The organism is Pseudomonas sp. SJZ077, from assembly GCF_007993905.1.
GTDB lineage: Bacteria > Pseudomonadota > Gammaproteobacteria > Pseudomonadales > Pseudomonadaceae > Aquipseudomonas > Aquipseudomonas mandelii.
This window is the reverse complement of the sequence record NZ_VIUJ01000017.1, coordinates 1-25,586: the sequence shown is the minus strand read 5'-3', so window position 1 is coordinate 25,586 and position 25,586 is coordinate 1. Positions and strand designations below refer to the sequence as shown.

The window sequence follows — 25,586 nt, the reverse complement described above, 5'->3', positions numbered from 1 at the left end:
CAAGTCCCCCGTATATCGCCATAAAACCTTCACCCCAATGGGTGTGAACGGCTCAATGGCTGCGGGTAAATGATGTGCATCTGACGGTCCGCCCACCCTCGCGAGGGTGCCCAGGCCGCGCGAAGAGCAAGAGGACAGCGATGAAGGCAGTAATTCTGGCAGGTGGTCTCGGTACGCGGATCAGCGAAGAGTCGCACCTCAAGCCAAAGCCGATGATCGAGATCGGCGGCAAGCCAATTCTTTGGCACATCATGAAACAGTACTCCGCCCACGGAATTCATGACTTCGTGATCTGCCTTGGCTACAAGGGCTATGCGATCAAGGACTTCTTCGCCAACTACTTCTTGCACACTTCCGACGTCACTTTCGACATGCGCAACAACCGCATGGACGTGCACCAGAACTACAGCGAGCCGTGGAGCGTCACCCTCATCGACACCGGTGAAGAAACCATGACCGGTGGCCGCTTGCTGCGCGCCGGCCGTTACCTCAAGGATGAAGAAGCCTTCTGCTTTACCTACGGCGACGGCGTCTCCGATATCAATATCCGTCAACTGGTGGACTACCACAGCGCCCACGGTCGCCTGGCGACCGTCACTGCCGTACAACCGCCGGGCCGTTACGGTGCCCTGGAGCGTCACGGCGATCAGGTGCTCGGTTTCACCGAGAAGCCCCGTGGCGACGGTGGCTGGATCAATGGCGGCTTCTTTGTGCTTTCACCGAAAGTGCTGTCGTACATCGGCGGTGACGAGACCACCTGGGAAGCCGAGCCCTTGGCCCGTCTGGCCCAGGATGAACAGTTGAAGGCCTTCGAGCACGAAGGCTTCTGGCATCCGATGGACACCCTGCGTGACAAGAACCACCTCGAAGCGTTGTGGCAGAGCGGGGAGGCCCCATGGAAACAATGGGACTGAGTCCGGAGTTCTGGCGCGGCAAGCGGGTCCTGCTGACCGGCCACACCGGTTTCAAAGGCAGTTGGCTGACGTTGTGGCTGCAAAGCCTGGGGGCCGAGGTCAGCGGTTTTTCGCTGGACCCGTCGACCGAGCCGAGCCTGTTCGAGCTGGCGCGGGTGCACGAAGGCATCAACGATCAGCGCGGCGACCTGCGTGACCTCGGCGCGCTGCTGGAGCTGATCGCCGAAACCCAACCGGAAATCGTCCTGCATCTGGCAGCCCAGCCGCTGGTGCGCGAGGGTTATCGCGACCCGCTGGGGACGTACTCCAGCAACGTCATGGGCACCCTCAATTTGCTCGAAGCGATCCGCCAGGTCGGCGGCGTGCGCGCCTGTGTGCTGGTGACGACCGACAAGGTCTACGCCAATCAGGAATGGCTGTGGCCGTACCGCGAAAACGAAGCACTCGGCGGACACGATCCCTACAGCAGCAGCAAAGCCTGCTGCGAGTTGCTGGCGCAGTCTTACGCGGCGTCGTTCTTCCCGGCCGACAAACATGCCGAACACGGTCTGGCCCTGGCCACGGCGCGTGCCGGCAATGTGCTGGGCGGTGGTGATTTTGCACCAGAGCGTTTGATCCCCGATGTGCTTAAAGCCTGGTCCGCCGACGAACCGGTGACCCTGCGTTACCCACAAGCCGTACGCCCGTGGCAGCACGCGCTGGAGCCGTTGGCCGGTTACCTGCAACTGGCCGCCGGGCTCTACGAAAAGGGGCCGGCATTTGCCGGTGCCTGGAACTTCGGCCCGAGCGAAGCGGATATGTGCAGCGTCGGCGAAGTTGTCGAATTGCTTGCCAGCCGCTGGCCGCAAGCCCGTGGCCTGCGCATCGAACCAAGTGATTTGCATGAGGCCGGTCTGCTGCGCCTGGACAGCAGCCGCGCCCGTCAACTCTTGGCGTGGCAGCCACGCTGGTCGTTGCAGCAGTGCCTGACCCAGACCCTCGACTGGCATTTGGCGTGGCAGAACGGTGACGACATGCGCGCCATCACGCTGAGCCAGTTGAATCTGTACCGAGGCGCGCTGTGAGCGAGTTTCTGTTGCAGCCATTGCCGCTCGCCGGACTGTTCAGCGTGCAGCACAAACGCTTCGAAGATGAGCGCGGGCACTTTGCGCGGTTGTTTTGTGAAGGCAGCCTGAGTGCATTCGGTGAGCCGTTTCATATCCGCCAGATCAACCATTCCTGCACCCGCGAACGCGGCAGTGTGCGCGGTCTGCATTACCAGAACGCCAGCGCGCCGGAAGCGAAAATGATCACTTGCCTGCGCGGTGAAGTCTGGGACGTCGCGGTGGATCTTCGCCCCGACTCCGACACCTTTCTGCACTGGCACGCCGAACACCTGCGGGCCGGCGACGGTCGCAGCCTGTTGATCCCTGCCGGGTTCGCCCATGGCTTCCAGACCCTGACCGACGACGCTGAATTGCTCTACCTGCACAGCGCGGATTACACGCCGGTGCACGAGGGTGGTTTGAGCGTGAACGATCCACGGCTGGCGATTGCCTGGCCGTTGCCTGTCAATAATCTGTCGGCACGGGATTCCAGCCATCCTTTGCTTGATGAACACTTCGCTGGAGTACGTGTATGAACTGCCGTGGTTGCGGGACTTCTCTGGCCTTGCCGCTGATCGATCTCGGCACCTCGCCGCCGTCCAACGCGTATGTGAGCGCCGATCAGCTGGAACAAGCCGAGCAATGGGTACCGCTGAAAGTGGCGGTGTGTCAGCAATGCTGGCTGGTGCAGACCGAGGATTACACCAGCGCCGACAGCCTGTTCGACGCCGAGTATGCGTATTTCAGTTCGTTCTCCAGCACCTGGCTGGCCCATGCCGACAAATACGTCGCCGAAATGGTCGAGCGTTTCGGTCTGACCGCCGACAGCCGCGTGGTGGAAATTGCGGCCAACGACGGTTACCTGTTGCAGTACGTGGCCGGGCGCGGCATCCCATGCCTGGGCGTCGAGCCGACCCGCAGCACCGCACAAGCGGCGCGGGAAAAAGGCCTGGAGATCCGCGAGCTGTTCTTCGGCCGCGACACGGCATCGCAACTGATCGCCGACGGTTGGTCCGCCGACCTGATGGCGGCCAATAACGTGCTGGCCCACGTACCGGACATCAATGATTTCCTCGGCGGTTTCGCGACATTGCTCAAGCCGACCGGCGTGGCGACGTTCGAGTTTCCGCAGTTGCTGACCCTGATGGCCGGGCAGCAGTTCGATACGCTGTACCATGAGCACTATTCCTATCTGTCGCTGACCGCTGTCCAGACCCTGTGCGCGCGCAACGGTCTGGAAATGTTCGACGTCAGCCAGCTGTCGACCCATGGCGGATCGCTGCGGGTCTTTGTCCAGCGCGCCGATGGTGTGCGCCGCGAGGTGCAGCCAGCGGTGGCTCAGCAGCTGCAAGCCGAACTCGCCGCCGGGGTGAAAACGCCCGAGTACTACGCGACCCTCGCGCCCGCTGCCGAACGCATCAAGCACGAACTGCTGCGTTTCCTGTTGCAGGCCAAGGCCGATGGCAAGCGCGTGGTCGGTTACGGCGCGGCGGCCAAGGGCAACACCTTGCTCAACTACGCCGGGGTCAAGCCGGACCTGCTGGCCTGGGTGGCCGACGCCAATCCTCACAAACAGGGCAAGTACCTGCCGGGCAGCCGCATCCCGATTGTTTCGCCCGCGCAGATCGATCTGGAAAAGCCGGATTACGTCCTTGTGCTGCCGTGGAACTTGCTGCACGAAGTCAGTCAGCAACTGGCCCAGGTGCGCGAGTGGGACGGCCGCTTTGTCATCGCCGTGCCTGAGTTGACCGTCCTGTGAAAGTCCTGGTCACCGGGGCGGCCGGGTTCGTCGGCAGGCATCTGGTCGAGGCCTTGCTCGCCCGTGGCTGCGAAGTCCGCGCCGTGGCGCGTAACGCCGAGACCGCCGCGAACTTGCCGTGGATCAAGGCCGTGGAATTCGTTGCGGCGGATATTCACGCCGCCGACCTCGACATTGCCGCGCTGACCGATGGCATCGATGCCTTGGCGCACCTGGCCTGGCCAGGGTTGCCGAACTATCAGGCGCTGTTTCACTTCGAGCACAACCTGATGGCCGACTATCGGTTCATCAAGGGCGCGGTGGAGGCGGGCGTCTCGCAAGTGCTGGTCACCGGCACCTGTTTTGAATACGGCCTGCAGAGCGGACCGCTCAGCGAGCAGACCGCGCCTCTGCCGAGTAATCCTTACGGCCTGGCCAAGAACACCTTGCGGCTGTTCCTCGAAAATCTGCAGCGGGTTCAACCGTTCACCCTGCAATGGGCGCGGCTGTTTTACCTGCACGGCGAGGGGCAAAACCCGAACAGTTTGCTGGCGGCGCTGGACCGGGCCATCGATGCCGGCGATGCCAGTTTCAACATGTCGGCCGGCGAGCAGTTGCGCGATTACCTGGCCATCGACACGGCCGCCGGCTACCTCGCCGCCATCGTGCAACAGCGTGAATTCGACGGAGTGATCAATTGTTCCAGCGGCCAACCGGTTTCGGTTCGGGCGCTGGTCGAGCAGCGCCTGCGCGAGCGTGGCGCGGCGATCCGCCTGAACCTCGGTCACTACCCATACCCGACCCACGAACCGATGGCGTTCTGGGGCGTGGCGGACCGTTTGCAACAGCTACTGGGAGCAGAGCATGAGGCATGAGTTGTATCGGGTCGCCGACCTGCCGGTGTTGCAGAACCGCACCTTTGCCGACCCTGCGTCGGCGAAAGCGTCGGCGTGCGCCGACATGGTCTTGGTGCAGGACGAAAAGAGCGGGTTGATCTTCAACCAGGCCTTCGATGCCGACAAGCTCAGCTACGACGCTGACTACCAGAACGAACAGGCGCACTCGGGCCAGTTCCAGAAGCACTTGAGCGATGTCGAAGGCATCATTGCCCGTCACTTCAAGGGTCAGGAACTGATCGAAGTCGGCTGCGGCAAAGGCTACTTTCTCGAGTTGCTGAAAAGCCTGGGCTACGCCATCACCGGCATTGACCCGGCCTACGAAGGCAACAACGCTGACGTGATCAAGGCGCCGTTCACCCGCGGCCTGGGACTGGCGGCGGACGCCATTGTGCTGCGCCATGTGCTGGAACACATTCGGGACCCGGTGAGTTTCCTCGCCGAAATGGCCGACGCCAATCAGGGCGGGCAGATCTACATCGAAGTGCCGTGCTTCGACTGGATCCTCGAGCACCGTGCCTGGTTCGACCTGTTCTACGAGCACGTCAATTATTTCCGCCTCGACGACCTGCGCCGGATGTTCGGCACGGTACACGAGGCCGGTCACCTGTTCGGTGGCCAATACCTGTACATCGTCGCCGACCTGGCGACGTTGCGCCTGACCCCGGATCAACCGGTGTCGCGCCTGACGCTGCCCGAAGATTTCACCACCAGCCTCGACCGAGCCGTGCAGATCATTCAGGCCGCGCCCGAGCAGGGTTCGGCGATCTGGGGCGCGTCGTCCAAAGGCGTGATCTATTCGCTGTTCCTGCAACGGGCCGGCGTGGCGGTGGATCGTGTGGTGGATATCAACCCGGCCAAACAGGGTCGGTATCTGCCCCTGAGTGGCGTGCGGGTGTCCTCGCCACAAGAAGCCATGGATGCGTTACCCGAAGGCGCCAACCTGTTTGTGATGAACTCCAACTACCTCGAAGAAATCAAGCGGATGACCGATGGACGCTACGTCTATCACGCCGTCGACAGCGCTTCGTTCCAGTGACCATTGAGAATTTTGAAATGACCGACAACAGCATCAATAAAGCCTTCGAAGCCGAATGCCGGGAACAGATCGCCCAGCAAGGTGATGACCAGAAACTCACCGGCCTGGCCCGGGACTTCTTCAACGAATCGGCCAAGCACAAATACAGCTACCACTTCTCGTGGATGGGCCGTCCGATCATCCAGCTGCCGCAAGACATGATGGCCATGCAAGAGATCATCTGGCAGGTCAAACCGGATCTGGTCATCGAGTGCGGCATCGCCCACGGCGGTTCGATCATCTACTACGCATCGTTGCTTGAGCTGCAAGGCCACGGCGAAGTGCTGGGTATTGACCTCGACATCCGTCCGCACAACCGCGAAGCCATCGAAAGCCACCCGATGAGCAAGCGCATCAAGATGATCGAAGGTTCGAGCATTGATCCTGCGATCGCTGCGCAAGTGCGCGCCGCGGCCGAAGGCAAGAAAGTCATTCTGGTGCTGGACTCTAACCACACTCACGATCACGTGCTCGAAGAGCTGCGTCTTTACGCGCCGTTGGTCTCGGTGGACAGCTACTGCGTGGTGATGGACACCGTGGTTGAAGACATGCCGGCGGACTTTTTCCCGGATCGTCCTTGGGGCCCGGGCGATAACCCGAAAACCGCTGTGTGGAAGTACCTGGAAGAAAACAAGGACTTCGAGATCGACCAGCAGATGCAAAACAAACTGCTGATCACCGTGGCGCCAGACGGCTATCTGCGTCGCGTTCGTTAATCAAAAGTGGTTTCAGGTTCTTGGCGATTGGCCGGTTGTGGGGATAGGAAGATGCAGGTTCAAAACAGTGCTCAAAACGACGTTGCACCGCTGAACGAGCGGTTTACGGTGGTGGTGATTTCTCACAACCGGAACGCGTTCCTGCGGCGCACTTTGCAGTACTACAGCAGCTATCCCTGCACGGTTCTGGTTCTGGACTCCTCTGCTGAGGGTGACGAGAACATGGCCCGGGACTTCCCGTCGGTCGACTATCGCCACTTGCCGCAATACACCTACAAGGGGCTGCAGGAAAAACTCACCTACGGCGTCAATCAGGTCACCACGCCTTACATGGTGTTTGCCGCCGATGACGACTTCCTGCTGCACCGCGCACTGACCGAGTCGGTGGAGTTTCTCGAAGCCAATCCGGACTACGGCGTGTGCCATGGCTACGGGATCATGTACCTGACCCGCGCCACTGAAGTGAACTACTTCCGCCGCGACCGCAAGGTTCATGAGGACTACAACTCGGAGCAGGCTGAAGACCGTGTCGTGCGGTTCATGGATAATTTCCTGCCACCGTTCTATGCGGTCACCCGTACCGATCTGCTGCAACAGTGGTACAGCCTGCTGCCACCGGGCACCGGTTTCGAATGGCAGGAGATCGGCCACACCTTCTACCTGCTGGCCTGTGCGAAGGCACGGATCCTGCCGATTCCGTTCGCCGTGCGGGAAATGAACTATGGCGCCTCGGACCACAACACCAACGTGTTGACGGTGCTGACCTTCAAAGACGCCAAAAGCGTTGCCGAGCGCGAGCAGTTTGCCGAATTCCTGGCCTCGATCCCGACGCCACTCAGCGCCAAGGGGGCGGTCCAGGCCAAGCAGATCGCCCTGGACAGTTTTACCGCCATGGCCGATTGCCTGATCGAAGGTCGCTCGCTCAAAGGCACCATGATTATTCGCTCGGCCTGGCGCGAGGCGGGGGAGGAGCCGATTCGTTCGTTCGGCCCCGAGCAATTCGTCGAAATGCCGTTCTACAACAAACCGGTGTTCGACCTGCTGACCGAGTTCGAATTCCTGCTGCATGCCATGCCTGCCGGACGCCTGCAACTTCAGGAACTGGAAGGCATCCTGCTCAAGCAGCATGAGTTGATGCAAATTCACCCCAATGACACTGACCGCACTGTGCGTAGCCGGTTGTGGGAGGCCTTGAGCCTGAACGTGTTCAACCGGGCGGTGGTCAAGCGCCTGGCGGAGTCGTTGAAGGACAGCGAAGAGCCGGAAGAAGGCCTCAAGCTGCAAGCCTGGGCCGAGCGACTGAACGCTTTACCGGGTCAGCAAGACCGCCGATTGTTCGAGAACATGCCGTCCGGCCGGTTGCTGAACTGGCTCGAAGCGCGTAACCCGGATGCCGCGCAGCTCAAGGCAATCGCCGCACAGTTGGCCAGGCACAATGGCGGTCCTCAGTTCGGCATTCTGTTGCTGGATCTGGACGCCGACATGGTCAAGTTGCAGGCGACCTTCGATAGCTTGGTCGCTGGTCACTGCAGGGCGTTCAACCTGGTGGTGTTCACCACCGGTGATTTACCGGCGACCACGACCGTGCGCGACACCGTGCACTTCGTCAAAGTCAGCACAACCAATTATGTGGAGCGCATCAACCAGATCGTCGCCCAGTCCACCGCCGATTGGCTGTTGCTGGCCGAGGCCGGAGATCAGTTCACTGCCAGCGGTTTGCTGCGCGCCAGCCTTGAGCTGGCCGGTGCCGAGGGTGTGCGTGCGGTGGCGATGGATGAGCTTCAGCGTCAGGCCAACGGCGCTCTGGCGGATGTATTCCGTCCCGGGGTCAACCTCGACCTGCTGCAAACCGTGCCGTCGTTGATGGCGCGGCACTGGTTGATCCAGCGTGATGTGTTGGCCCAGGCTAAAGGTTTCTCGACCGAGTACCCCCAGGCTCTGGAGTTCGATCTGTTGCTGCGCCTGATCGAGGACGGTGGCCTGGCAGGGCTGGCGCATCTGGCCGAACCCTTGCTGATTTGCAATGCCCCGGTAGAAGAATCCAGCGCTCAGGAACGTCAGGTGCTGACCCGCTCTCTGGCGGCGCGCGGTTATCGCGCTCAGGTCAGCTCGGCACTGCCGCTGACGTACCAGATCGACTATCAACACGCTGAACGGCCGCTGGTGTCGATCATCCTCCAGAGCCAGGACAACCTTGAGTCGCTGCAACGGGCGCTGGTCAGTGTGCTGCAACGTACCCGTTATCAGCGTCACGAAGTGCTGATTGCTGACAACCACAGCCAATCCGAAGAACTCGCAACCTGGCTGAGCAGCCTGGAAGGCAAGGGCGATCGCCTTCGTGTACTGCGCAGCGGTCAGCGCCTGAGCGCCTCGGCGCTGAACAATTTTGCCTGTGGTGAGGCCAAGGGGAACTACCTGGTATTGCTGTCGGCAGAATCCGAAGTGGTCAATGCCAATTGGCTCGACGCCATGCTCAACCAGGCCCAGCGTCCGGAAGTCGGCATCGTTGGCGCCAAACTGATGGACATTCGTGGCGTCACCACTCAGGCCGGTCTGGTCCTGGGTTTGAATGGCGATATCGGCTCGGTCTTTGTCGATGAACGTAAGGACGCCAAGGGCTACATGAACGGCCATCAGGTCGAGCAGAACTACTCGGCAGTGTCCGGTGCCTGTCTGATGATTCGCAAGGACGTGTTCGAAGCGGTAGGTGGTCTCGACGAGGAGCATTTCGACGAAGCGTTTGGCGATATCGACCTGTGCCTGAAAGTCGCCGATGCCGGTTACCTGACTGTCTGGACACCACAAGCGCAACTGTTGCATCCGGGCGTGCTGCCTGAGGCAACCCAGGCTCGCGCCGCTCTGCGCGACAAGTGGCAATCGCGCTTCGAACAGGATTCAGCCTACAACCAGAACCTGGCCTTGACCGGCAAGGGCTTTACCCTCGGCGACGCTTCCAGTGTGAATTGGGCGCAGTTGCTCGCATAAGCTACCTGATCAGCAAAAGGACTCAGCACATGTGCAACGGCAAAATGAAGTTCAAGGACGCTTGTGGCCGCCTGCTGGTTGGGCATTGTGTTGAGTCACGGTCATGATGCCGTACCGGATTCCCTACGGCCGACAAAACATTGATCAGTCAGACATCGACGCTGTCATTGAGGTACTCAACTCGCCCTGGCTGACTCAGGGGCCGACGATCGAGCGCTTTGAAAAAGCCCTGGCCGAACACTGCCAGGCTGAATATGCGGTAGCCGTGTGCAATGCCACGGCGGCGTTGCACATTGCCTGTCGGGTCGCAGGGCTTGGTCCGGGCGATTACCTCTGGACCAGTCCCAACACGTTTGTCGCTTCGGCTAACTGCGGTCGATACTGCGGCGCCGACGTCGATTTCGTCGACATCGACCCGCACACCTTGAACCTGGATGCACGGTTACTCGCAGAGAAACTGGAGATCGCCGAAGCGGCCGGGAAGTTGCCCAAAGTGGTGGTGGCGGTCGCGTTCGCGGGGCAGAGTTGCGATATGCGCGCGATCTCGCAGTTGTCCGAACGCTATGGCTTCACCTTGATCGAGGATGCTTCCCATGCGGTGGGCGCTTCGTATCTGGGGCGGCCGGTGGGGTGTGGCCAATACGCGGCGATGACAATTTTCAGCTTTCACCCGGTGAAGATCATCACCAGCGCCGAAGGTGGCATGGTGCTGACCAATCGCCCGGAATTCGCCGACCGTTTGCGCCGTTTGCGCAGTCACGGTATTACCGGTGATCCGGCTCAGATGAGCGTGCCGGACACAGGGTTGTGGTACTACCAGCAATTGGAGCTTGGCTTCAATTACCGCATGACCGACCTGCATGCCGCCTTGGGCCTGTCGCAAATGGCGCGGCTTGATGCGTTTGTCGCCCGACGTCGTCAATTGGCCGCGCGTTATGAAACACTGCTGGCGGGTATTGCGGTGACATTGCCGGCCGTTCAGTCAGGTGCCGAATCGGCCTGGCACCTGTACGTTGTCCGGTTGCAGCTGGAACAGATCAAACTCAGCCAGACTCAGGTGTTCGAAGCGTTACGGGCTGCCGGGCTGGGGGTGAACCTGCATTACATTCCAGTGCATTTGCAGCCGTATTACCGTGAGCAGGGTTTCAAGGACGGCGACTTCCCTGAGGCCGAACGTTATTTTTCCGAAGCCATCAGCTTGCCGTTGTACCCGGATCTGACGGATGAGGAGCAGGATGAAGTGGTGGGGCATTTGAGGCGAATTCTGGGTTGAACATCATGATGTATCGTCGGGCGGCGGGGGGCTGGTTGTGAGCTGCGTAGCCATCATTCCGGCCCGGGGCGGCAGCAAGCGAATCCCGCGCAAGAACCTCAAACCGTTCGACGGCGTGCCGATGATCGTCCGCTCGATCTGTACGGCGCTGGATTCGCAGCTGTTCGATCAGGTGGTCGTCAGCACCGACGATGAAGAAATCGCCGAGGTCGCGCGGGTGCACGGTGCTCAGGTGCCGTTCATGCGTCCGGCGTCGTTGGCCGACGATTTCACCGGCACGGCGGCGGTGATGGTGCATGCCTTGAATGAGCTTGCGGCGTTCGACTATGCCTGTTGTATCTACGCGACCGCACCCCTCTTGCAGGCACGGTTTCTGCGTCAGGGCTTTGAATTGCTGGAGCAGAACCCGGATAAATCCTTCGCGTTTTCCGTGGCCGGTTTCGGCTTTCCCGTGCAGCGTGCCTTGACCCTCGACGAACACGGCGCGTTGACGTCGTTGTACCCGGAATTTCGCAACACCCGCTCGCAGGACCTGGCCGAAGCCTTTCAAGATGCGGGGCAGTTCTACTGGGGGCGCAGCGAGGCCTGGTTGCGCGGCGATGTATTGTTTTCCCCGGCGAGCCTGCCGGTGATTCTGCCGCGGCATCTGGTGCAGGACATCGATACCCTCGAAGACTGGAAACGCGCTGAATACCTTTACGCCGCGTTGAAGGCTGGAGGCGAACTGCAATGAGGGTGCTGATTCGCTCCGACGCATCGCCGACCATTGGCAGCGGGCATATCGCTCGCTTGTTGCCCCTGGCCAGAACCTTGCGCAAGCAGGGTTCACATGTTGCCTTTGCCTGTCGCCTGCTGCCGGGCCATCGGTTGGACAGTCTGGCGGCCGAAGGTTTTGAAACCTTCGCGCTGCCGGGGCGTTATCCCGATGAAGACCCGCAGCAAGGCATCGAATCCATGCTGCCGTGGCAGGCGGATATCGACGCGTTGGCGCAGGCATTGGAAAACCATCCGCCGTTCGACTGGATCATCGTCGATCACTACGGCCTCGACCATCACTGGCAAACGGCGGCCCGGCGCTGGGCGCTACGGATCGCTGCGGTGGATGATCTTGCCACTCGCCAGTACGCCGTCGACCTGCTGCTCAACCAGAACCTGTCGGGCACACCAGCGGCCTATGACTCACTGCTCACGCCTGGCTGCCATACGTTGTTCGGCCCACGTTTCGCGATGCTGCGCGATGAGTTCCGTTGCCCGGCGATCCCGATCAAACCGCAGGCCAAGCGGGTGTTGGTGAATTTCGGCGGCTTCGATGCGGCGATGCAGACTCATCACGCGATGCTGGCCATGGCGGATTTCGATGCGCTGGAAGTCGATTTCGTTGCCGGAGCCGACAACCCGGCCTGGGACGATATGCAGGCCATGGCGGCGACTCGGCCGAACTGGCGCTTGCACAGTTTTGTCAGCGACTTCTACCGGCTGATGACCGAGGCCGACCTGTTTGTCGGTGCCGGTGGCGGGACAAGTTGGGAGCGGGCGGCCATGGGGCTGCCGACGATTTGCATTGCGGTCTCGAACAATCAGCAGGCCAATGGCGAGGTCATGGCCGCCTCGGGTGCCCATGTCTACCTGGGCCCTCGTGAGCAGGTGAGCATCGAGCAACTGCGCCAGGCCATCGGTTTTGTCGCGGGCAATCAGGGGATACGCCAGAGCCTGGCCGATCATTCGCGGCAATTGGTGGATGGTCGGGGGGCGCAGCGGGTGGCGGCAGCGTTGGCCGGTGCGGTGTTGCAGATCCGTCTCGCGACCGCAGACGATGCACGGCTTCTGTTCCACGGACGCAACGCCGAGGCGGTTCGGCGCTGGTCGCTGGACGCCGGGGCGATTGAATGGTCGTCGCATCAACATTGGCTGGCCGCCAGTTTGAATAATGCGCGGCGCTTGCTGTTGATCGCCGAAACCGATGACGGTCCGGTGGGGGTGTTGCGTTATGACGTGCGCGGTTTTGAAGCCGAAGTCTCGATTTATCTGTTTGAAGATCGCATCGGCCTGGGCTGGGGCAGGGCGCTGCTGGTCCGCGGCGAGACGTTCGTGACGGCCCACTGGCCGCAACTGACCGCCATCACCGCCCAAGTGTTGCCGGACAACCAGCCTTCGCTGAAGGTGTTTCGCGAAGCCGGTTTTACTCAGAGTGCTTGCGCGTTCACGCGCGTATTAAAGGAACGCAGCAATGACTAGCTTCAAGATCGGCAACCGCTCCATCGGTGCCGACGCGCCGCCGTTCATCATCGCCGAGATGAGCGGCAACCATAACCAGTCGCTGGACATGGCGCTGCAAATCGTCGAAGCGGCGGCCAAAGCCGGCGCGCATGCCTTGAAGCTGCAAACCTACACCGCGGACACCATGACCCTGGACCTGGCCGAAGGTGAGTTCTTCATCAAGGACCCAAAGAGTCTGTGGGCCGGAACCTCGTTATATGCGTTGTACGAGAAAGCGCATACGCCGTGGGAATGGCACGCGCCGATTTTCGCCCGGGCCAAGGAACTGGACATGCTGGCGTTCTCCACGCCGTTTGATGACAGCGCCGTCGACTTCCTCGAAAGCCTCGATGTGCCGGCGTACAAGATCGCCAGTTTTGAAAACACCGACCTGCCGCTGATTCGCCGGGTCGCGGCCACCGGCAAGCCATTGATTATCTCCACAGGTATGGCCAGCATCGCCGAGCTCGACGAAACCGTGCGCGCTGCCCGTGAGGCGGGATGCAAGGACCTGGTGCTGCTCAAATGCACCAGCACGTACCCGGCAACACCGGCCAATAGCAATGTGCGCACGATTCCACATTTGCGTGAATTGTTTGGCTGCGAGATCGGCCTGTCCGATCACTCCATGGGCGTCGGCGTGTCTGTGGCCGCCGTGGCGCTGGGAGCGACTGTGATCGAAAAGCACTTCACCCTCGACCGTGCGGCCGGAGGGGTGGACGCCAGTTTCTCCCTGGAGCCGGCCGAACTGGAAAGCCTGGTGATCGAAACCGAGCGTGCCTGGCAGGCTATGGGTCAGGTGCATTACGGCGTGACCGAGGCCGAGCGCAAGTCCCTGGTGTACCGACGCTCGCTCTATGTCACGCAAGATATGGCGGCCGGAGAGCCGTTTACCGTCGCCAATCTGCGTGCCATCCGTCCTGGCCTGGGGCTGGCGCCCAAACACGCTGAAACCCTTCTGGGCCGCCGCGCCCGCCACGCCATCCAGCGTGGAACCGCGCTGGACTGGTCGTTGGTCGAATAACGCCTTGTCGGTCTGTTTCGGCAAAATAGCGTGACCTGCGAGTCATAACGCGCATCTTCACTGTATTGTATAAATCGGGGAGGTGGCGCCTGGTCTCTGTTTGGCCCAGTGATAGCCTTTTATTCTTCCCGTTGTCGCCTCCATGGGGCGACGTTTTTCTCTGTTTGTCGGCGCCCCTCGAATCATTACGAGCGGTGGTATTGGGCTGTTTATTATTGGGAAGCCGTAATGATTGGCATAAAAAGCATTGCGAGCTACGTTCCTGTAGCCGGCGTGGACAATTACGCACAAGGTGCAAAATTCGAAAAGGATGAAGAGTTCATCCTGGGCAAAATCGGTTCGGCCTTCCTGCCGCGTAAAGACGCCGGGCAGGAAACGTCGGACCTGTGTGTCGAAGCAGCCAACGCGTTGTTCGCCAACAACCCTGACTTGAAGCGTGAATCCGTCGATGTGCTGATCGTCGTCACCCAGAACGGCGACGAAGAAGGTTTGCCACACACGGCCGCCATCGTTCAGGACAAGCTGGGCCTGCCGACTACCGTGGCGGCGTTTGATATTTCCCTGGGCTGCTCCGGCTACGTCTACGGCATCTACGCGATCAAGGGCTTCATGGAAGCCGCTGGCCTGAAGAATGGCTTGCTGATCACCGCCGACCCTTATTCGAAGATCGTCGACCCGGAAGACCGCAACACCACCATGCTCTTCGGCGACGCTGCCACCGCGACCTGGATGGGCGAAAACGCACCCTGGCAGTTGGGCAAAGCCAAGTTCGGCACCGACGGTTCCGGTGCGCCGCACTTGAAAGTCACCGACGGCGTGTTCTACATGAACGGTCGCCAGGTGTTCAACTTTGCACTGCTCAAAGTCCCGGCGCACTTGCATGAGCTGCTGGCTGACTCGCAACTGACCGCTGATGACATCGACGCCTTCTGCATTCACCAAGGCAGCGCCGCGATTGTCGACGCCGTGGCGCGCCGCTTCGAAGGCGAGCCGGAGAAGTTCATCAAGGACATGGTCGAGACTGGCAACACCGTGTCGTCGAGCATTCCGCTGCTGTTGGAAAAACACGTGCTGGACTCCGACTGGAAGCGCGTTGCGCTCAGCGGTTTCGGCGTTGGCCTGTCCTGGGGCTCGGCGATCCTCTACCGCCCTTGAACAAGGCGTCTTAGTCAAAGAAAGCCAGACACAAAAAAAGCGCTCAAGGTGTAATCTTGAGCGCTATTTTTTTGCCCGAACACAATGCGAGGCGCCATGAGCGAGTTCTTTGAGCACAACGTCGACGTCATCGAGCAACGCTGGCCGGCGTTGGCTGTGCGCTTGCTGGTCGAAGACACGAGCCTGCTACAGGCTGATCTGGTGGAAGGCCTGGGCTCGACGCTGAGCATCAATGGCATTCAGCTGACCAGCCGCCATGATCGCAGTCGCGAGGCCGTGCTTCAGGCCGACAGTTTGCCGCTCGACAGTCCGGTGGCGCACGTCTACGGCACAGGGCTCGGCGATCTGCAAATGGAGTTGCTGCAACGCGCCGGTCTTGAGCATTTGTACGTGCACATCCTCAACGGCGCCGTGTTTGCCCTGGTGCTGCAACTGCTCGATCAACAGCCGTGGCTCAGCGATCCCAGGGTCGAGCTGTTGTATGCCGGCGATCTGGGAGAAATCCAGCTGCCGTTTTTTGCCTTGCCCTCCGAACTGGTACTGGCCGACGATTTCAGCGCGAAGATCCGTGATCGCCTGATCAGTGAAACCCATCTGACCTTCAACAATCGTGAGTTCGATCCGCAGTCGCCTGAAATCGTGGAGCGCTTGCAGGTCAGTCTCAAGTGGTTGCTGGGCGATCGCGACGTGGCCGAGTTGTTCGGTTCACAGCCGGGGCGGGAGGTGTTTGTCATCGCCACCGGGCCGAGCCTGGAACAGCACTTTGCGACCTTGCGCGCTATTCGCAATGAAGCCGAGCGACCGTTGTTCATCTGCGTCGACACGGCCTATCGTCCGCTGCTCAAGCACGGCATTCGTCCTGACATTGTCGTCAGCATCGACCAGCGCATTTCGCAGCGGCACCTGCCGTCTGAAGGCACGGCCGACATCACGCTGGTGTACATGCCCATGCTTGATCCGGCGGTGATCGAGGCCTGGCAGGGGCCGCGTTATGCCGGTTATTCCGCGAGCCCGATCTACCAGCAGCTGCGTCGGCAATTGCCCAGGGGCGAGCTGTATGTTGGCGGTAGCGTGATTCACCCGGCGGTCGATCTGGCGGTGAAGATGGGCGCTGTGCAAATCACGCTGTTCGGCGCCGATTTTGCCTTCCCGGGTGACAAGACCCACGCAGGGTGGAGCGATGGTGATCTGGGGCCGCAGATGGGGGCTGCCAAGCACTGGGTGCTGGATGGCCACGGCCAGCGCATCAAGACTCAACTCAACTTCCGCAGCTATCTGTGTGAGCTGGAGCGTTTTATTGCGGGCCACCCACAGGTGCGTTTCCATAACAGCAGTCGGGCAGGGGCGATGATCGCCGGTACGGTTTTTCATCCGGAGTTTGCGTCATGAGCGCGCTTGAAACCTTCGTTGCCGATGCGCAGCACTGTGCAGCCTTGTTCCGTCTGGGGCGTGATGTCGAAGCCAGCCTGGTAATGATCGAGCTGGTCGGTGAAGTGCATCCGGCATTTGACTCCACGCCGCAGGCATCGCAACAGCAATGGGCTTTTTTGCTCAGCAAAATGTTCGCGTGTCAGGAAGCGCAGAACTGGCTCGCATTGGCTGATTACCTGGAATATGAACTGGTCGAGTTGCTGACCGAAAGCCTGTCTGTTTAAGCAATATCCCTTCTGTCGGTGCCGGCGAGTCCTCGCCAACCTGTCGCCGACATTTCCCTGGCGTCATTTTTTCGCTGCCGGATCATCGCCAACCCCTTGATTTACGGGGGGTGGCAACGTGATGGCAAATAATTTTGAAAATCCCCTAAAGCAAGTTGCATTGGCGACGATAACTATTACGAAGGTTCTCTAGGCCATACCCGGCGGTTGCCAGGGCCGGAAGCCGCAGTACCCAACCAACGAGGAATTCGTCATGGCTTTAACAGTAAACACCAACGTCACATCGTTGAACGTTCAGAAAAACCTGAACCGCGCTTCCGACGCTCTGTCGACATCGATGACTCGCCTGTCTTCCGGCCTGAAAATCAACAGCGCTAAAGACGACGCCGCCGGCCTGCAAATCGCTACCCGTATGACTTCGCAGATCCGCGGTCAGACCATGGCTATCAAAAACGCCAACGACGGTATCTCGATCGCTCAGACCGCTGAAGGCGCGATGCAAGAATCGACCAACATTCTGCAGCGTATGCGTGAACTGGCTGTTCAATCCCGAAACGACTCGAACGGCACCGCTGACCGCGCTGCTCTGAACAAAGAATTCGCTTCGATGTCGGACGAACTGACTCGTATCGCCAAGTCGACCAACCTGAACGGCAAGAACCTGATCGACGGCACCGCTGGCACCATGACCTTCCAGGTTGGTTCCAACACTGGCGCTACCAACCAGATCACCCTGACCCTGGACAGCGGCTTCGACGCAGCTACCCTGTCGGTTGACTCGGCTACCGTTCAGATCACTGGTAACAACTCGGCAACCGCCGAAGCTTCGATGAACAACGCGCTGACCAAAATCGACGCCGCTCTGGCCAAGATCAACTCCAGCCGTGCTGACCTCGGTGCTGCACAAAACCGTCTGTCCAGCACCATTTCCAACCTGCAAAACATCAACGAAAACGCCAGTGCTGCACTGGGTCGCGTACAAGATACCGACTTCGCTGCTGAAACTGCACAGCTGACCAAGCAACAAACTCTGCAACAAGCTTCCACCGCAGTTCTGGCTCAGGCCAACCAACTGCCATCCGCTGTACTGAAACTGCTTCAGTAATAGCTGAGTGAGTTTTGGCGGGGGAGTGTGCATGTCGCGCTCTCTCGCTTTTTTGGTTTAAGAGGTGATGGACATGGATATGAGCGTGAAGCTGAACTTGTCTTATCCTGCGGCCCCAAAGGCGACGGCTGTTGCCGAGAAGCCTGCGGAAAAGCCTCAAGCGGTCGCTGCGTCAGTGGTTGCTGTCAAGGATGAAGGTAAAAGCGGCTTAACCGAGCAGGAAAAACTGAAGATGGCCGTTCAGGAAATCGAAAAGTTCGTTCAGTCGGTCAAGCGTAATCTGGAGTTCTCGATTGACGAGCCTTCAGGCAAGGTTGTGGTAAAAGTGATTGCCAGCGACTCTGGTGAGGTGATCCGTCAGATCCCCAACGAAGAGGTCTTGAAACTGGCCAATAGTTTGAATGATGCAAGCAGCCTGTTGTTCAGCGCTAAAGCCTGACAACTGGCACGAATTTTGTTGCTATGTTCTTTTGGGCGTTGTAGTGGTCAAAAGGCCGGCGACACACTGAAGGGAGTTTCACATGGCAAGTCCAATTCTACCGGGCACAGGTTTAGGTTCCGGCCTTGATACTGGTGCTATCGTCAAAGCATTGGTGAACGCTGACAAAGCGGCCAAGCAAGGTCAGATCGACCGTGGGACCGCTACCAACTCGGCGAGCATTTCCGGGATCGGTACCTTGAAATCGCTGCTGGCCACGTTCCAGACTGCGCTCAAGGATCTGGGCAGCGCGACGTCCCCTCAGTTCACCGGTTTTGCAGCAACCACTGGCAACGCTAAAGTTGTCACCGCCACCGCTAATAACTCAGCGGTCGCCGGTACTTACACCATTGCCGTCACTAAGTTGGCAACCAGCTCGAAAGTGGCCAGTGCCGCCTTCGCCGGTGGTGCAACCAGCCCGGTCGGGTCAGGCACCCTGACGATCAATCAGGGCAGCAAATCCTACACCGTTAACGTTGCGGCGGGCGCCACCCTGCAATCGGTTCGCGACGCGATCAACACTCAGTACCAGTCCAGTGGCCTCAGCGCCAACATCGTGACAGACAGTTTTGGCTCGCGTCTGGTGATGGGTTCCAGCACCACGGGTGCCGGGTCCGAGCTCAAGGTCAGCGGTATTGCCGGCCTGGAGATGGACGGTACGGTGAAAATGGCGGCAACGCCGACGGCGACTTCTTCCGGAGCCATCGGTGAATTGCCCGTGGACGCGCTCTACAGCGTTGATGGCTTGCCCATGAGCGGTCCTTCAAACACCGTGAGCAACGTTTCCGGGTTGTCGATGACCTTGCTGTCCCAGGACACCACCACCATAACCGTCGCAGGCAACAACGATGGCCTGAAAGCTTCTATCCAGAAGTTTGTCGACGCGTACAACGCTGTCGCCAACGCAGTGACCTCCTTGACCAAGCCGTCCCTGGACGACGATGGCAAGCTGACCGTTTCCGCGGCGCTGACCGGTGACCCGCTGCCACGTTCGATTCTGGATTCCTTGCGGGGCCCGCTGTCACAGACCGGTGCCGGCGACAAGCTGACTGTGCTTTCCCAGTTGGGTATCACCACCAACCAGAAGACCGGCGCACTGGACTTTGACAGCACCAAGTTCAACACTGCAATGAACGACAAGAAGCTGGGCGGTGAGGTTCAGACACTGTTCACAGGTACCAATGGTCTGATTGAGCGTATGAACAACGCGATCAAGCCTTACACCGAAGGTAAAACCGTCAATGGCAAAGCAGTCGACTCTATCCTGGACGCGCGCGCCAAGAGTCTAGATTCAACCAAGAAAAAGCTGTCCAATGACCAGGCGGCCCTGGATCGCCGAATCGAGACCCTGACGGCGGTGCTGACCAAAAAGTACAACGACATGGATACTCTGGTCGGCAAGCTGAAAGCGACAGCCAGTAACATCACCTCGATGTTTGAGGCGATGACAGCGCAGCAGAAGAACTCGTAACACCCGAACCGCCAAAAGCCCGGCAGCGTTTTAGAGCGCTCCGGGCTTTTTGTTTTTGGATCTAAAGTTTTTTGACGCGTCGTCGATACACTGGTTATACGAACCACAGATTTCTGATGAGGTACAACATGAATCCAATGTTAGCCCTTCGCCAATACCAGAAGATTGGCGCTCAGGCGCAGACTTCCGAAGCCAGCCCGCATCGTCTGGTTCAGATGCTTATGGAAGGCGGACTGGATCGCATAGCCCAAGCCAGGGGCGCGATGGAACGCAAAGACATTCCGAACAAGGGCGTTCTGATCGGCAAGGCCATCGGCATCATCGGCGGTCTGCGTGAAGGTCTGGATCTGGAAAATCAGGCTGAATCGGTAGGCGAGCTGGATAATCTCTATACCTACATGATGAAGCGTCTGGCTGAAGCCAATATCAAGACCGATCCAAAAATCCTCGACGAAGTCGCCGACCTGCTTCGCACGGTCAAAGACGGTTGGGATGCCATTGCCGCGCCGGGTCCGCAGTTTTAAGGAGATCACCATGAGTCTTGTCTTGCAGCGAATCGAACTAACCCGCGATGCCCTCGTCGGTGCATTGGCCGAGCGCAACTGGGAAGCCATTAGTGAATTGGACCTGGCTTGCCGTTGCTGCATGGAAGACGTCTTGAGTGAAGCTTCGGTGGATGAGGTCGCGTTGCGCGACAACCTTGAGGAGTTGCTGGGCGTGTATAAACAGCTTCTGGAGGCGGCGACAGGGGAGCGCCAGGCGATAGTCGACGAGATGTCGCAGATCCATCAAGCACAGAGCGCGGCAAAGGTTTACCATCTGTTTGGTTAATTAACCCTCAGTTAATCCAAACATAGTGCGCCATAAATTTGACTGTGCACGGTTTTTTGACTTAACTAGTGGCTGGTACCAGATTTCAGTCGTCTACAGGCATAACGTGTCTGCAAGCGTCTAGCTTGCCCCCTCATTTTGGGCATTGAGTTGACTAGGGAAGTTGCTATTGCATGTGGCGTGAAACCAAAATTCTGCTGATTGACGACGATAGCGTCCGCCGCCGCGATTTGGCGGTGATTTTAAATTTTCTTGGCGAAGAAAATTTACCCTGCGGTAGCCATGACTGGCAGCAGGCTGTCGGCTCTTTGTCATCAAGTCGTGAAGTGATCTGTGTCCTCATCGGGACGGTCAATGCTCCTGGCGCACTTCCGGGCCTGTTAAAGACACTCGCAACCTGGGATGAGTTCCTTCCGGTTTTGTTAATGGGCGATAATTCTTCCATTGACTTGCCTGAAGACCAGCGTCGCCGAGTGCTTTCGACCCTCGAAATGCCACCCAGCTACAGCAAATTGCTCGACTCGCTGCACCGTGCGCAGGTCTATCGCGAGATGTACGACCAGGCCCGCGAGCGCGGTCGTCATCGCGAACCCAACCTTTTCCGTAGCCTTGTCGGCACCAGCCGGGCGATTCAGCACGTCCGTCAGATGATGCAGCAAGTGGCCGATACCGACGCCAGTGTGCTGATCCTTGGCGAGTCCGGCACCGGCAAGGAAGTGGTCGCGCGCAACCTGCACTACCACTCCAAGCGTCGTGACGCGCCGTTCGTTCCGGTCAACTGCGGGGCGATCCCGGCCGAGTTGCTGGAAAGCGAATTGTTCGGCCACGAGAAAGGCGCTTTCACCGGGGCGATCACCAGCCGCGCCGGGCGTTTTGAGTTGGCCAATGGCGGCACCCTGTTCCTCGACGAAATTGGCGACATGCCGTTGCCGATGCAGGTCAAGTTACTGCGCGTGTTGCAGGAGCGCACCTTCGAGCGCGTGGGCAGCAACAAGACCCAGAGTGTCGACGTGCGCATCATTGCGGCGACTCACAAGAATCTCGAAAGCATGATCGAGATCGGCACGTTCCGCGAAGACTTGTACTACCGCCTGAACGTGTTCCCGATCGAGATGGCGCCGCTGCGCGAACGTGTCGAAGACATCCCGTTGCTGATGAACGAGTTAATCTCGCGCATGGAGCACGAGAAGCGCGGTTCGATCCGCTTCAACTCGGCGGCGATCATGTCGCTGTGCCGTCACGGTTGGCCGGGCAACGTTCGCGAACTCGCCAACCTGGTGGAACGCATGGCGATCATGCATCCCTACGGGGTGATCGGCGTGGTCGAACTGCCGAAGAAATTCCGCTACGTCGATGATGAAGACGAGCAACTGGTCGACAGCCTGCGCAGTGATCTTGAAGAGCGGGTGGCCATCAACGGTCATACCCCGGACTTCACCGCCAACGCCATGCTGCCGCCGGAAGGTCTGGACCTCAAAGACTACCTCGGTGGTCTGGAGCAGGGCTTGATTCAGCAGGCGCTGGATGATGCCAATGGGATCGTGGCGCGTGCCGCAGAACGCCTGCGTATTCGTCGTACCACGCTGGTGGAGAAGATGCGCAAGTACGGCATGAGCCGTCGCGACGGTGATGAACAGGCAGATGATTGACGCCTGTTTTTCAAGTCGTTCATTTGTAGGCGGTTTTTTTTAGGCACGGGTATTGCTACATCCCTCGCAACGTTCCGTTTAACTGACGGTCAGCCTAGCGAGAGAGCACGATGCCCCAAGCCGCCCAGATGTCTCCTGTCCCTGATGCTTCGGGGCAACCGTCGTCCGTAGAGCAGGCAAGCCGGCTTGGCCTTGAGCAGGCGTTCTCGCTGTTCAACCAAATGTCGAGCCAGCTGACTGATTCCTACAGCATGCTGGAAGCCCGGGTCACCGAGCTCAAGGGTGAGCTGGCGGTGGTCAGCGCTCAGCGCATGCAAGAGCTGGCGGAAAAGGAACGTCTGGCCAACCGTCTGCAAAACCTCCTCGATCTGTTGCCTGGCGGCGTCATCGTCATCGATGCCCAGGGCATTGTGCGTGAAGCCAACCCGGCGGCCTGCGAGTTGCTCGGCCTGCCCCTCGAAGGCGAGCTCTGGCGCCATGTCATTGCCCGTTGCTTTGCTCCTCGCGAAGACGACGGTCACGAAATCTCTCTGAAGGACGGTCGACGTCTGTCGATCGCCACTCGTTCGCTGGATGCCGAGCCCGGGCAGTTGGTGTTGCTCAACGACCTGACCGAAACCCGTCATCTGCAAGATCAACTGGCTCGCCACGAACGCCTGTCGTCTCTCGGCCGAATGGTCGCCTCGCTGGCCCATCAGATTCGGACGCCGTTGTCCGCCGCGTTGCTCTACGCCAGTCATTTGACTGAGCAGGAATTGCCGGTCGCCACGCAGCAACGTTTTGCCGGGCGCCTGAAAGAGCGGTTGCATGAGCTGGAACATCAGGTTCGCGACATGTTGGTGTTCGCGCGGGGCGAGCTGCCGTTGACCGACCGCGTCACGCCTAAGCAATTGATGCAGTCGCTGCAATCGGCGGCACTGACTCATGTTCAGGATTTGCCGATTCGCTGGCAGTGCGACAGTCATGCCGGTGAGCTGCTGTGCAACCGCGACACCTTGGTCGGCGCAATCCTTAATCTGATCGAGAACGCCGTTCAGGCCAGTGCCGGTGATGTCCGCTTGAAAGTGCATTTCTATGCCAGGGGAAACAACCTGCGGGTGTGCATCAGTGACAGCGGCAGCGGCATCGACGGCAAAGTACTGGCGCGCTTGGGTGAGCCGTTTTTCACCACTAAAACCACCGGGACTGGCCTGGGCCTGACCGTGGTCAAGGCTGTGGCCCGTGCTCATCAGGGAGAATTGCAGTTGCGCTCGCGGCCGGGTCGCGGCACCTGCGCGCAGGTCATCCTGCCACTTTTTTCCGGTGAGCAGCCTAACGCTCAGGGAGCGGAGTGAAGGACATGGCAATCAAGGTTTTACTGGTCGAGGACGACCGCGCGCTACGCGAAGCACTGGCCGATACGCTGCTGCTCGCGGGGCACGATTACACGGCCGTCGGTTCGGCGGAAGAGGCGCTCGCGACGGTCGGCAATGAGGCTTTCAGCCTGGTGATAAGCGACGTCAATATGCCGGGCATGGACGGCCATCAACTGCTCGGTTTGCTGCGAACGCGTCAGCCGCAATTGCCGGTGTTGCTGATGACCGCTCATGGCGCAGTCGAGCGGGCCGTCGATGCGATGCGCCAAGGCGCGGCGGATTATCTGGTCAAGCCGTTCGAGCCCAAAGCCTTGCTCGACCTCGTGGCGCGGCACGCACTGGGTACGCTCGGTGCGACCGAGAGCGAAGGGCCGATCGCCTTCGAGCCGGCCAGTGTGCAATTGCTGGAACTGGCCGCGCGGGTCGCGCGCAGCGATTCGACGGTATTGATCTCCGGCGAGTCCGGGACCGGTAAAGAAGTGTTGGCGCGTTATATCCATCAGCATTCCCATCGCGCCAGTCAGCCGTTCATTGCGATCAACTGCGCGGCGATCCCCGACAACATGCTCGAAGCCACTTTGTTCGGTCACGAAAAAGGTTCATTCACCGGCGCCATCGCGGCGCAGGCCGGCAAGTTCGAGCAGGCCGATGGCGGAACGATCCTACTCGACGAAATTTCTGAAATGCCCCTCGGGCTCCAGGCCAAATTGCTGCGGGTGTTGCAGGAGCGTGAAGTCGAACGGGTCGGCGCACGCAAGCCGATCTCCCTGGATATACGGGTCGTGGCGACCACCAACCGTGACCTGTCCGGTGAGGTGTCGGCGGGGCGGTTCCGTGAAGACCTCTTCTATCGATTGTCGGTATTTCCGCTGGCCTGGCGTCCGCTGCGCGAGCGTACCGCCGACATCCTGCCGCTGGCCGAGCGTCTGCTGGCCAAACACGTCAATAAAATGAAGCATGCCGCTGCGAAACTGTCGCCCGAGGCACAGGCGTGCCTGATCGGTTATCCGTGGCCGGGCAACGTGCGTGAACTGGATAACGCGATCCAGCGCGCCTTGATTCTGCAGCAGGGTGGTTTGATCCAGCCCCAGGATTTCTGCCTGTCCGGACCGGTGGCTTGTGCGCCGTTGCCGGCGTTGGCGCCGGTGCGGGCCGTGGAGGTCGAGGCTGAATCGGCCGGGGCGTTGGGTGATGACCTGCGTCGCCGTGAATTCCAGATGATCATCGACACCTTGCGTTCCGAGCGCGGCCGTCGCAAAGAAGCGGCTGAGCGATTGGGCATCAGCCCACGCACCTTGCGCTACAAGCTGGCGCAGATGCGCGATGCCGGGATGGATGTGGAAGCTTATTTGTTCGCGACTTGATTCGTTCGCCAACAAAGCCCGGGAAACGCTTTTGTTCAGAGCAGCCACGGAGCTGGCACCCTTGTTGCTAACACCTCACTACCCGCCGAGTGAGTGTCAAAAAATTGCGGGTCGCCAACGAGAGTAGACCATGAGCCAAGGTATTGAATTTAATCGGTTGATGCTGGACATGCGCTCCATGCAAATGGATGCCATGTCTGCGCCTAAATCGACTGCCGCAGTCCCTGAACTGGGTGGCAGCAGCTTTTCCGACATGCTCGGTCAGGCTGTCAATAAAGTGAACGACACCCAGCAAGCGTCCAGTCAGTTGGCCAGTGCCTTCGAGATCGGCAAAAGTGGCGTCGACCTGACGGATGTCATGATTTCCTCGCAGAAGGCCAGCGTGTCTTTTCAAGCGTTGACCCAAGTGCGAAACAAGCTGGTTCAGGCATACCAAGACATCATGCAGATGCCGGTTTAAGGACCATCCCTTTCAAGGTCTTTTCGTTTTTGCAGCCTTGATTACCCGATCCGTTGAAACATGAGCATGCACCGCCGTGCCTTGGACCCATGTCTTTG

General features: G+C 59.6%; 24 protein-coding genes. All 24 read left to right on the top strand.

The genetic code is table 11. From position 1 onward, the window contains the following. The first annotated feature begins 140 nt into the window (after positions 1-140). Positions 141-914, top strand: a complete 774-nt coding sequence (gene rfbF / locus FBY01_RS22910; RefSeq protein ID WP_008072576.1) for a glucose-1-phosphate cytidylyltransferase — start codon at positions 141-143, stop codon at positions 912-914. Further along, positions 896-1,978, top strand: coding sequence for a CDP-glucose 4,6-dehydratase (gene rfbG / locus FBY01_RS22905; RefSeq protein ID WP_042932659.1), 1,083 nt, complete (start codon positions 896-898; stop codon positions 1,976-1,978). The genes rfbF and rfbG overlap by 19 nt, the downstream gene beginning before the upstream one ends. Further along, complete coding sequence (locus FBY01_RS22900) at positions 1,975-2,535, top strand: dTDP-4-dehydrorhamnose 3,5-epimerase family protein (protein WP_010457005.1); 561 nt, start codon at positions 1,975-1,977, stop codon at positions 2,533-2,535. The genes rfbG and FBY01_RS22900 overlap by 4 nt, the downstream gene beginning before the upstream one ends. Beyond that, a complete protein-coding gene (locus tag FBY01_RS22895) occupies positions 2,532-3,758 on the top strand; it encodes a class I SAM-dependent methyltransferase (RefSeq protein ID WP_010457004.1) in 1,227 nt (408 codons plus the stop codon). Before FBY01_RS22900 ends, FBY01_RS22895 begins: the two co-directional genes overlap by 4 nt. Then, a complete protein-coding gene (locus tag FBY01_RS22890; RefSeq protein ID WP_145309663.1) occupies positions 3,755-4,612 on the top strand; it encodes an NAD(P)-dependent oxidoreductase in 858 nt (285 codons plus the stop codon). The genes FBY01_RS22895 and FBY01_RS22890 overlap by 4 nt, the downstream gene beginning before the upstream one ends. After that, positions 4,602-5,672, top strand: a complete 1,071-nt coding sequence (locus tag FBY01_RS22885; protein ID WP_145309662.1) for a class I SAM-dependent methyltransferase — start codon at positions 4,602-4,604, stop codon at positions 5,670-5,672. The genes FBY01_RS22890 and FBY01_RS22885 overlap by 11 nt, the downstream gene beginning before the upstream one ends. A gap of 17 nt (positions 5,673-5,689) precedes the next feature. Beyond that, positions 5,690-6,427: a cephalosporin hydroxylase family protein gene (locus tag FBY01_RS22880; RefSeq protein WP_010456998.1), complete on the top strand. Its 738-nt coding sequence runs from the start codon at positions 5,690-5,692 to the stop codon at positions 6,425-6,427. A 51-nt stretch (positions 6,428-6,478) separates the two neighbouring features. Beyond that, positions 6,479-9,412 (top strand): TIGR00180 family glycosyltransferase, encoded by a 2,934-nt coding sequence (locus FBY01_RS22875; RefSeq protein ID WP_145309660.1) that lies wholly within the window; start codon positions 6,479-6,481, stop codon positions 9,410-9,412. Between the two features lie 103 nt (positions 9,413-9,515). Next, positions 9,516-10,685, top strand: coding sequence for a UDP-4-amino-4,6-dideoxy-N-acetyl-beta-L-altrosamine transaminase (gene pseC, locus FBY01_RS22870; RefSeq protein WP_010456993.1), 1,170 nt, complete (start codon positions 9,516-9,518; stop codon positions 10,683-10,685). A 37-nt stretch (positions 10,686-10,722) separates the two neighbouring features. Beyond that, a complete protein-coding gene (gene pseF / locus FBY01_RS22865) occupies positions 10,723-11,418 on the top strand; it encodes a pseudaminic acid cytidylyltransferase (protein ID WP_145309658.1) in 696 nt (231 codons plus the stop codon). Next, positions 11,415-12,920: a UDP-2,4-diacetamido-2,4,6-trideoxy-beta-L-altropyranose hydrolase gene (gene pseG, locus FBY01_RS22860; RefSeq protein WP_145309656.1), complete on the top strand. Its 1,506-nt coding sequence runs from the start codon at positions 11,415-11,417 to the stop codon at positions 12,918-12,920. Before pseF ends, pseG begins: the two co-directional genes overlap by 4 nt. After that, positions 12,913-13,965 (top strand): pseudaminic acid synthase, encoded by a 1,053-nt coding sequence (gene pseI / locus FBY01_RS22855; RefSeq protein ID WP_145309654.1) that lies wholly within the window; start codon positions 12,913-12,915, stop codon positions 13,963-13,965. The genes pseG and pseI overlap by 8 nt, the downstream gene beginning before the upstream one ends. Before the next feature lie 228 nt (positions 13,966-14,193). Further along, positions 14,194-15,120 carry a ketoacyl-ACP synthase III gene (locus tag FBY01_RS22850; RefSeq protein WP_010456985.1) on the top strand — a complete coding sequence of 309 codons (927 nt, stop codon included), beginning with the start codon at positions 14,194-14,196 and terminating at the stop codon, positions 15,118-15,120. A 96-nt stretch (positions 15,121-15,216) separates the two neighbouring features. Continuing rightward, on the top strand, positions 15,217-16,509 hold the full coding sequence (locus FBY01_RS22845) for a motility associated factor glycosyltransferase family protein (RefSeq protein WP_145309652.1): 1,293 nt from the start codon (positions 15,217-15,219) through the stop codon (positions 16,507-16,509). Continuing rightward, positions 16,506-16,775 (top strand): hypothetical protein, encoded by a 270-nt coding sequence (locus FBY01_RS22840; protein WP_010456982.1) that lies wholly within the window; start codon positions 16,506-16,508, stop codon positions 16,773-16,775. Before FBY01_RS22845 ends, FBY01_RS22840 begins: the two co-directional genes overlap by 4 nt. 253 nt (positions 16,776-17,028) lie before the next feature. After that, entirely contained in the window at positions 17,029-17,880 is an 852-nt protein-coding gene (locus tag FBY01_RS22835) for a flagellin domain-containing protein (protein ID WP_008072599.1), read from the top strand. A gap of 73 nt (positions 17,881-17,953) precedes the next feature. Beyond that, entirely contained in the window at positions 17,954-18,319 is a 366-nt protein-coding gene (locus FBY01_RS22830; protein ID WP_010456977.1) for a flagellar protein FlaG, read from the top strand. Positions 18,320-18,401: 82 nt separating this feature from the next. Beyond that, complete coding sequence (fliD, locus tag FBY01_RS22825; protein WP_145309650.1) at positions 18,402-19,829, top strand: flagellar filament capping protein FliD; 1,428 nt, start codon at positions 18,402-18,404, stop codon at positions 19,827-19,829. A gap of 128 nt (positions 19,830-19,957) precedes the next feature. Then, positions 19,958-20,353 carry a flagellar export chaperone FliS gene (gene fliS / locus FBY01_RS22820; protein ID WP_010456972.1) on the top strand — a complete coding sequence of 132 codons (396 nt, stop codon included), beginning with the start codon at positions 19,958-19,960 and terminating at the stop codon, positions 20,351-20,353. Between the two features lie 10 nt (positions 20,354-20,363). Beyond that, entirely contained in the window at positions 20,364-20,660 is a 297-nt protein-coding gene (locus tag FBY01_RS22815; protein ID WP_077748624.1) for a flagellar protein FliT, read from the top strand. 173 nt (positions 20,661-20,833) lie between these two features. Then, a complete protein-coding gene (locus tag FBY01_RS22810) occupies positions 20,834-22,309 on the top strand; it encodes a sigma-54 dependent transcriptional regulator (RefSeq protein WP_010456968.1) in 1,476 nt (491 codons plus the stop codon). A 128-nt stretch (positions 22,310-22,437) separates the two neighbouring features. Continuing rightward, positions 22,438-23,643: a PAS domain-containing sensor histidine kinase gene (locus tag FBY01_RS22805; RefSeq protein ID WP_178113288.1), complete on the top strand. Its 1,206-nt coding sequence runs from the start codon at positions 22,438-22,440 to the stop codon at positions 23,641-23,643. A 5-nt stretch (positions 23,644-23,648) separates the two neighbouring features. Next, entirely contained in the window at positions 23,649-25,028 is a 1,380-nt protein-coding gene (locus FBY01_RS22800) for a sigma-54 dependent transcriptional regulator (RefSeq protein WP_077748626.1), read from the top strand. Positions 25,029-25,158: 130 nt separating this feature from the next. Continuing rightward, positions 25,159-25,488: a flagellar hook-basal body complex protein FliE gene (gene fliE, locus FBY01_RS22795; RefSeq protein WP_010456962.1), complete on the top strand. Its 330-nt coding sequence runs from the start codon at positions 25,159-25,161 to the stop codon at positions 25,486-25,488. Positions 25,489-25,586 lie beyond the last annotated feature (98 nt).

Bases quoted from the DNA above. Each gene is read 5' to 3' on its own strand.
- rfbF (WP_008072576.1), top strand. From the start codon at position 141: ATGAAGGCAGTAATTCTGGCAGGTGGTCTCGGTACGCGGATCAGCGAA.
- rfbG (WP_042932659.1), top strand. From the start codon at position 896: ATGGAAACAATGGGACTGAGTCCGGAGTTCTGGCGCGGCAAGCGGGTC.
- FBY01_RS22895 (WP_010457004.1), top strand. From the start codon at position 2,532: ATGAACTGCCGTGGTTGCGGGACTTCTCTGGCCTTGCCGCTGATCGAT.
- FBY01_RS22885 (WP_145309662.1), top strand. From the start codon at position 4,602: ATGAGGCATGAGTTGTATCGGGTCGCCGACCTGCCGGTGTTGCAGAAC.
- FBY01_RS22880 (WP_010456998.1), top strand. From the start codon at position 5,690: ATGACCGACAACAGCATCAATAAAGCCTTCGAAGCCGAATGCCGGGAA.
- FBY01_RS22875 (WP_145309660.1), top strand. From the start codon at position 6,479: ATGCAGGTTCAAAACAGTGCTCAAAACGACGTTGCACCGCTGAACGAG.
- pseC (WP_010456993.1), top strand. From the start codon at position 9,516: ATGATGCCGTACCGGATTCCCTACGGCCGACAAAACATTGATCAGTCA.
- pseG (WP_145309656.1), top strand. From the start codon at position 11,415: ATGAGGGTGCTGATTCGCTCCGACGCATCGCCGACCATTGGCAGCGGG.
- pseI (WP_145309654.1), top strand. From the start codon at position 12,913: ATGACTAGCTTCAAGATCGGCAACCGCTCCATCGGTGCCGACGCGCCG.
- FBY01_RS22850 (WP_010456985.1), top strand. From the start codon at position 14,194: ATGATTGGCATAAAAAGCATTGCGAGCTACGTTCCTGTAGCCGGCGTG.
- FBY01_RS22845 (WP_145309652.1), top strand. From the start codon at position 15,217: ATGAGCGAGTTCTTTGAGCACAACGTCGACGTCATCGAGCAACGCTGG.
- FBY01_RS22840 (WP_010456982.1), top strand. From the start codon at position 16,506: ATGAGCGCGCTTGAAACCTTCGTTGCCGATGCGCAGCACTGTGCAGCC.
- FBY01_RS22835 (WP_008072599.1), top strand. From the start codon at position 17,029: ATGGCTTTAACAGTAAACACCAACGTCACATCGTTGAACGTTCAGAAA.
- FBY01_RS22830 (WP_010456977.1), top strand. From the start codon at position 17,954: ATGGATATGAGCGTGAAGCTGAACTTGTCTTATCCTGCGGCCCCAAAG.
- fliD (WP_145309650.1), top strand. From the start codon at position 18,402: ATGGCAAGTCCAATTCTACCGGGCACAGGTTTAGGTTCCGGCCTTGAT.
- fliS (WP_010456972.1), top strand. From the start codon at position 19,958: ATGAATCCAATGTTAGCCCTTCGCCAATACCAGAAGATTGGCGCTCAG.
- FBY01_RS22815 (WP_077748624.1), top strand. From the start codon at position 20,364: ATGAGTCTTGTCTTGCAGCGAATCGAACTAACCCGCGATGCCCTCGTC.
- FBY01_RS22810 (WP_010456968.1), top strand. From the start codon at position 20,834: ATGTGGCGTGAAACCAAAATTCTGCTGATTGACGACGATAGCGTCCGC.
- FBY01_RS22805 (WP_178113288.1), top strand. From the start codon at position 22,438: ATGTCTCCTGTCCCTGATGCTTCGGGGCAACCGTCGTCCGTAGAGCAG.
- FBY01_RS22800 (WP_077748626.1), top strand. From the start codon at position 23,649: ATGGCAATCAAGGTTTTACTGGTCGAGGACGACCGCGCGCTACGCGAA.
- fliE (WP_010456962.1), top strand. From the start codon at position 25,159: ATGAGCCAAGGTATTGAATTTAATCGGTTGATGCTGGACATGCGCTCC.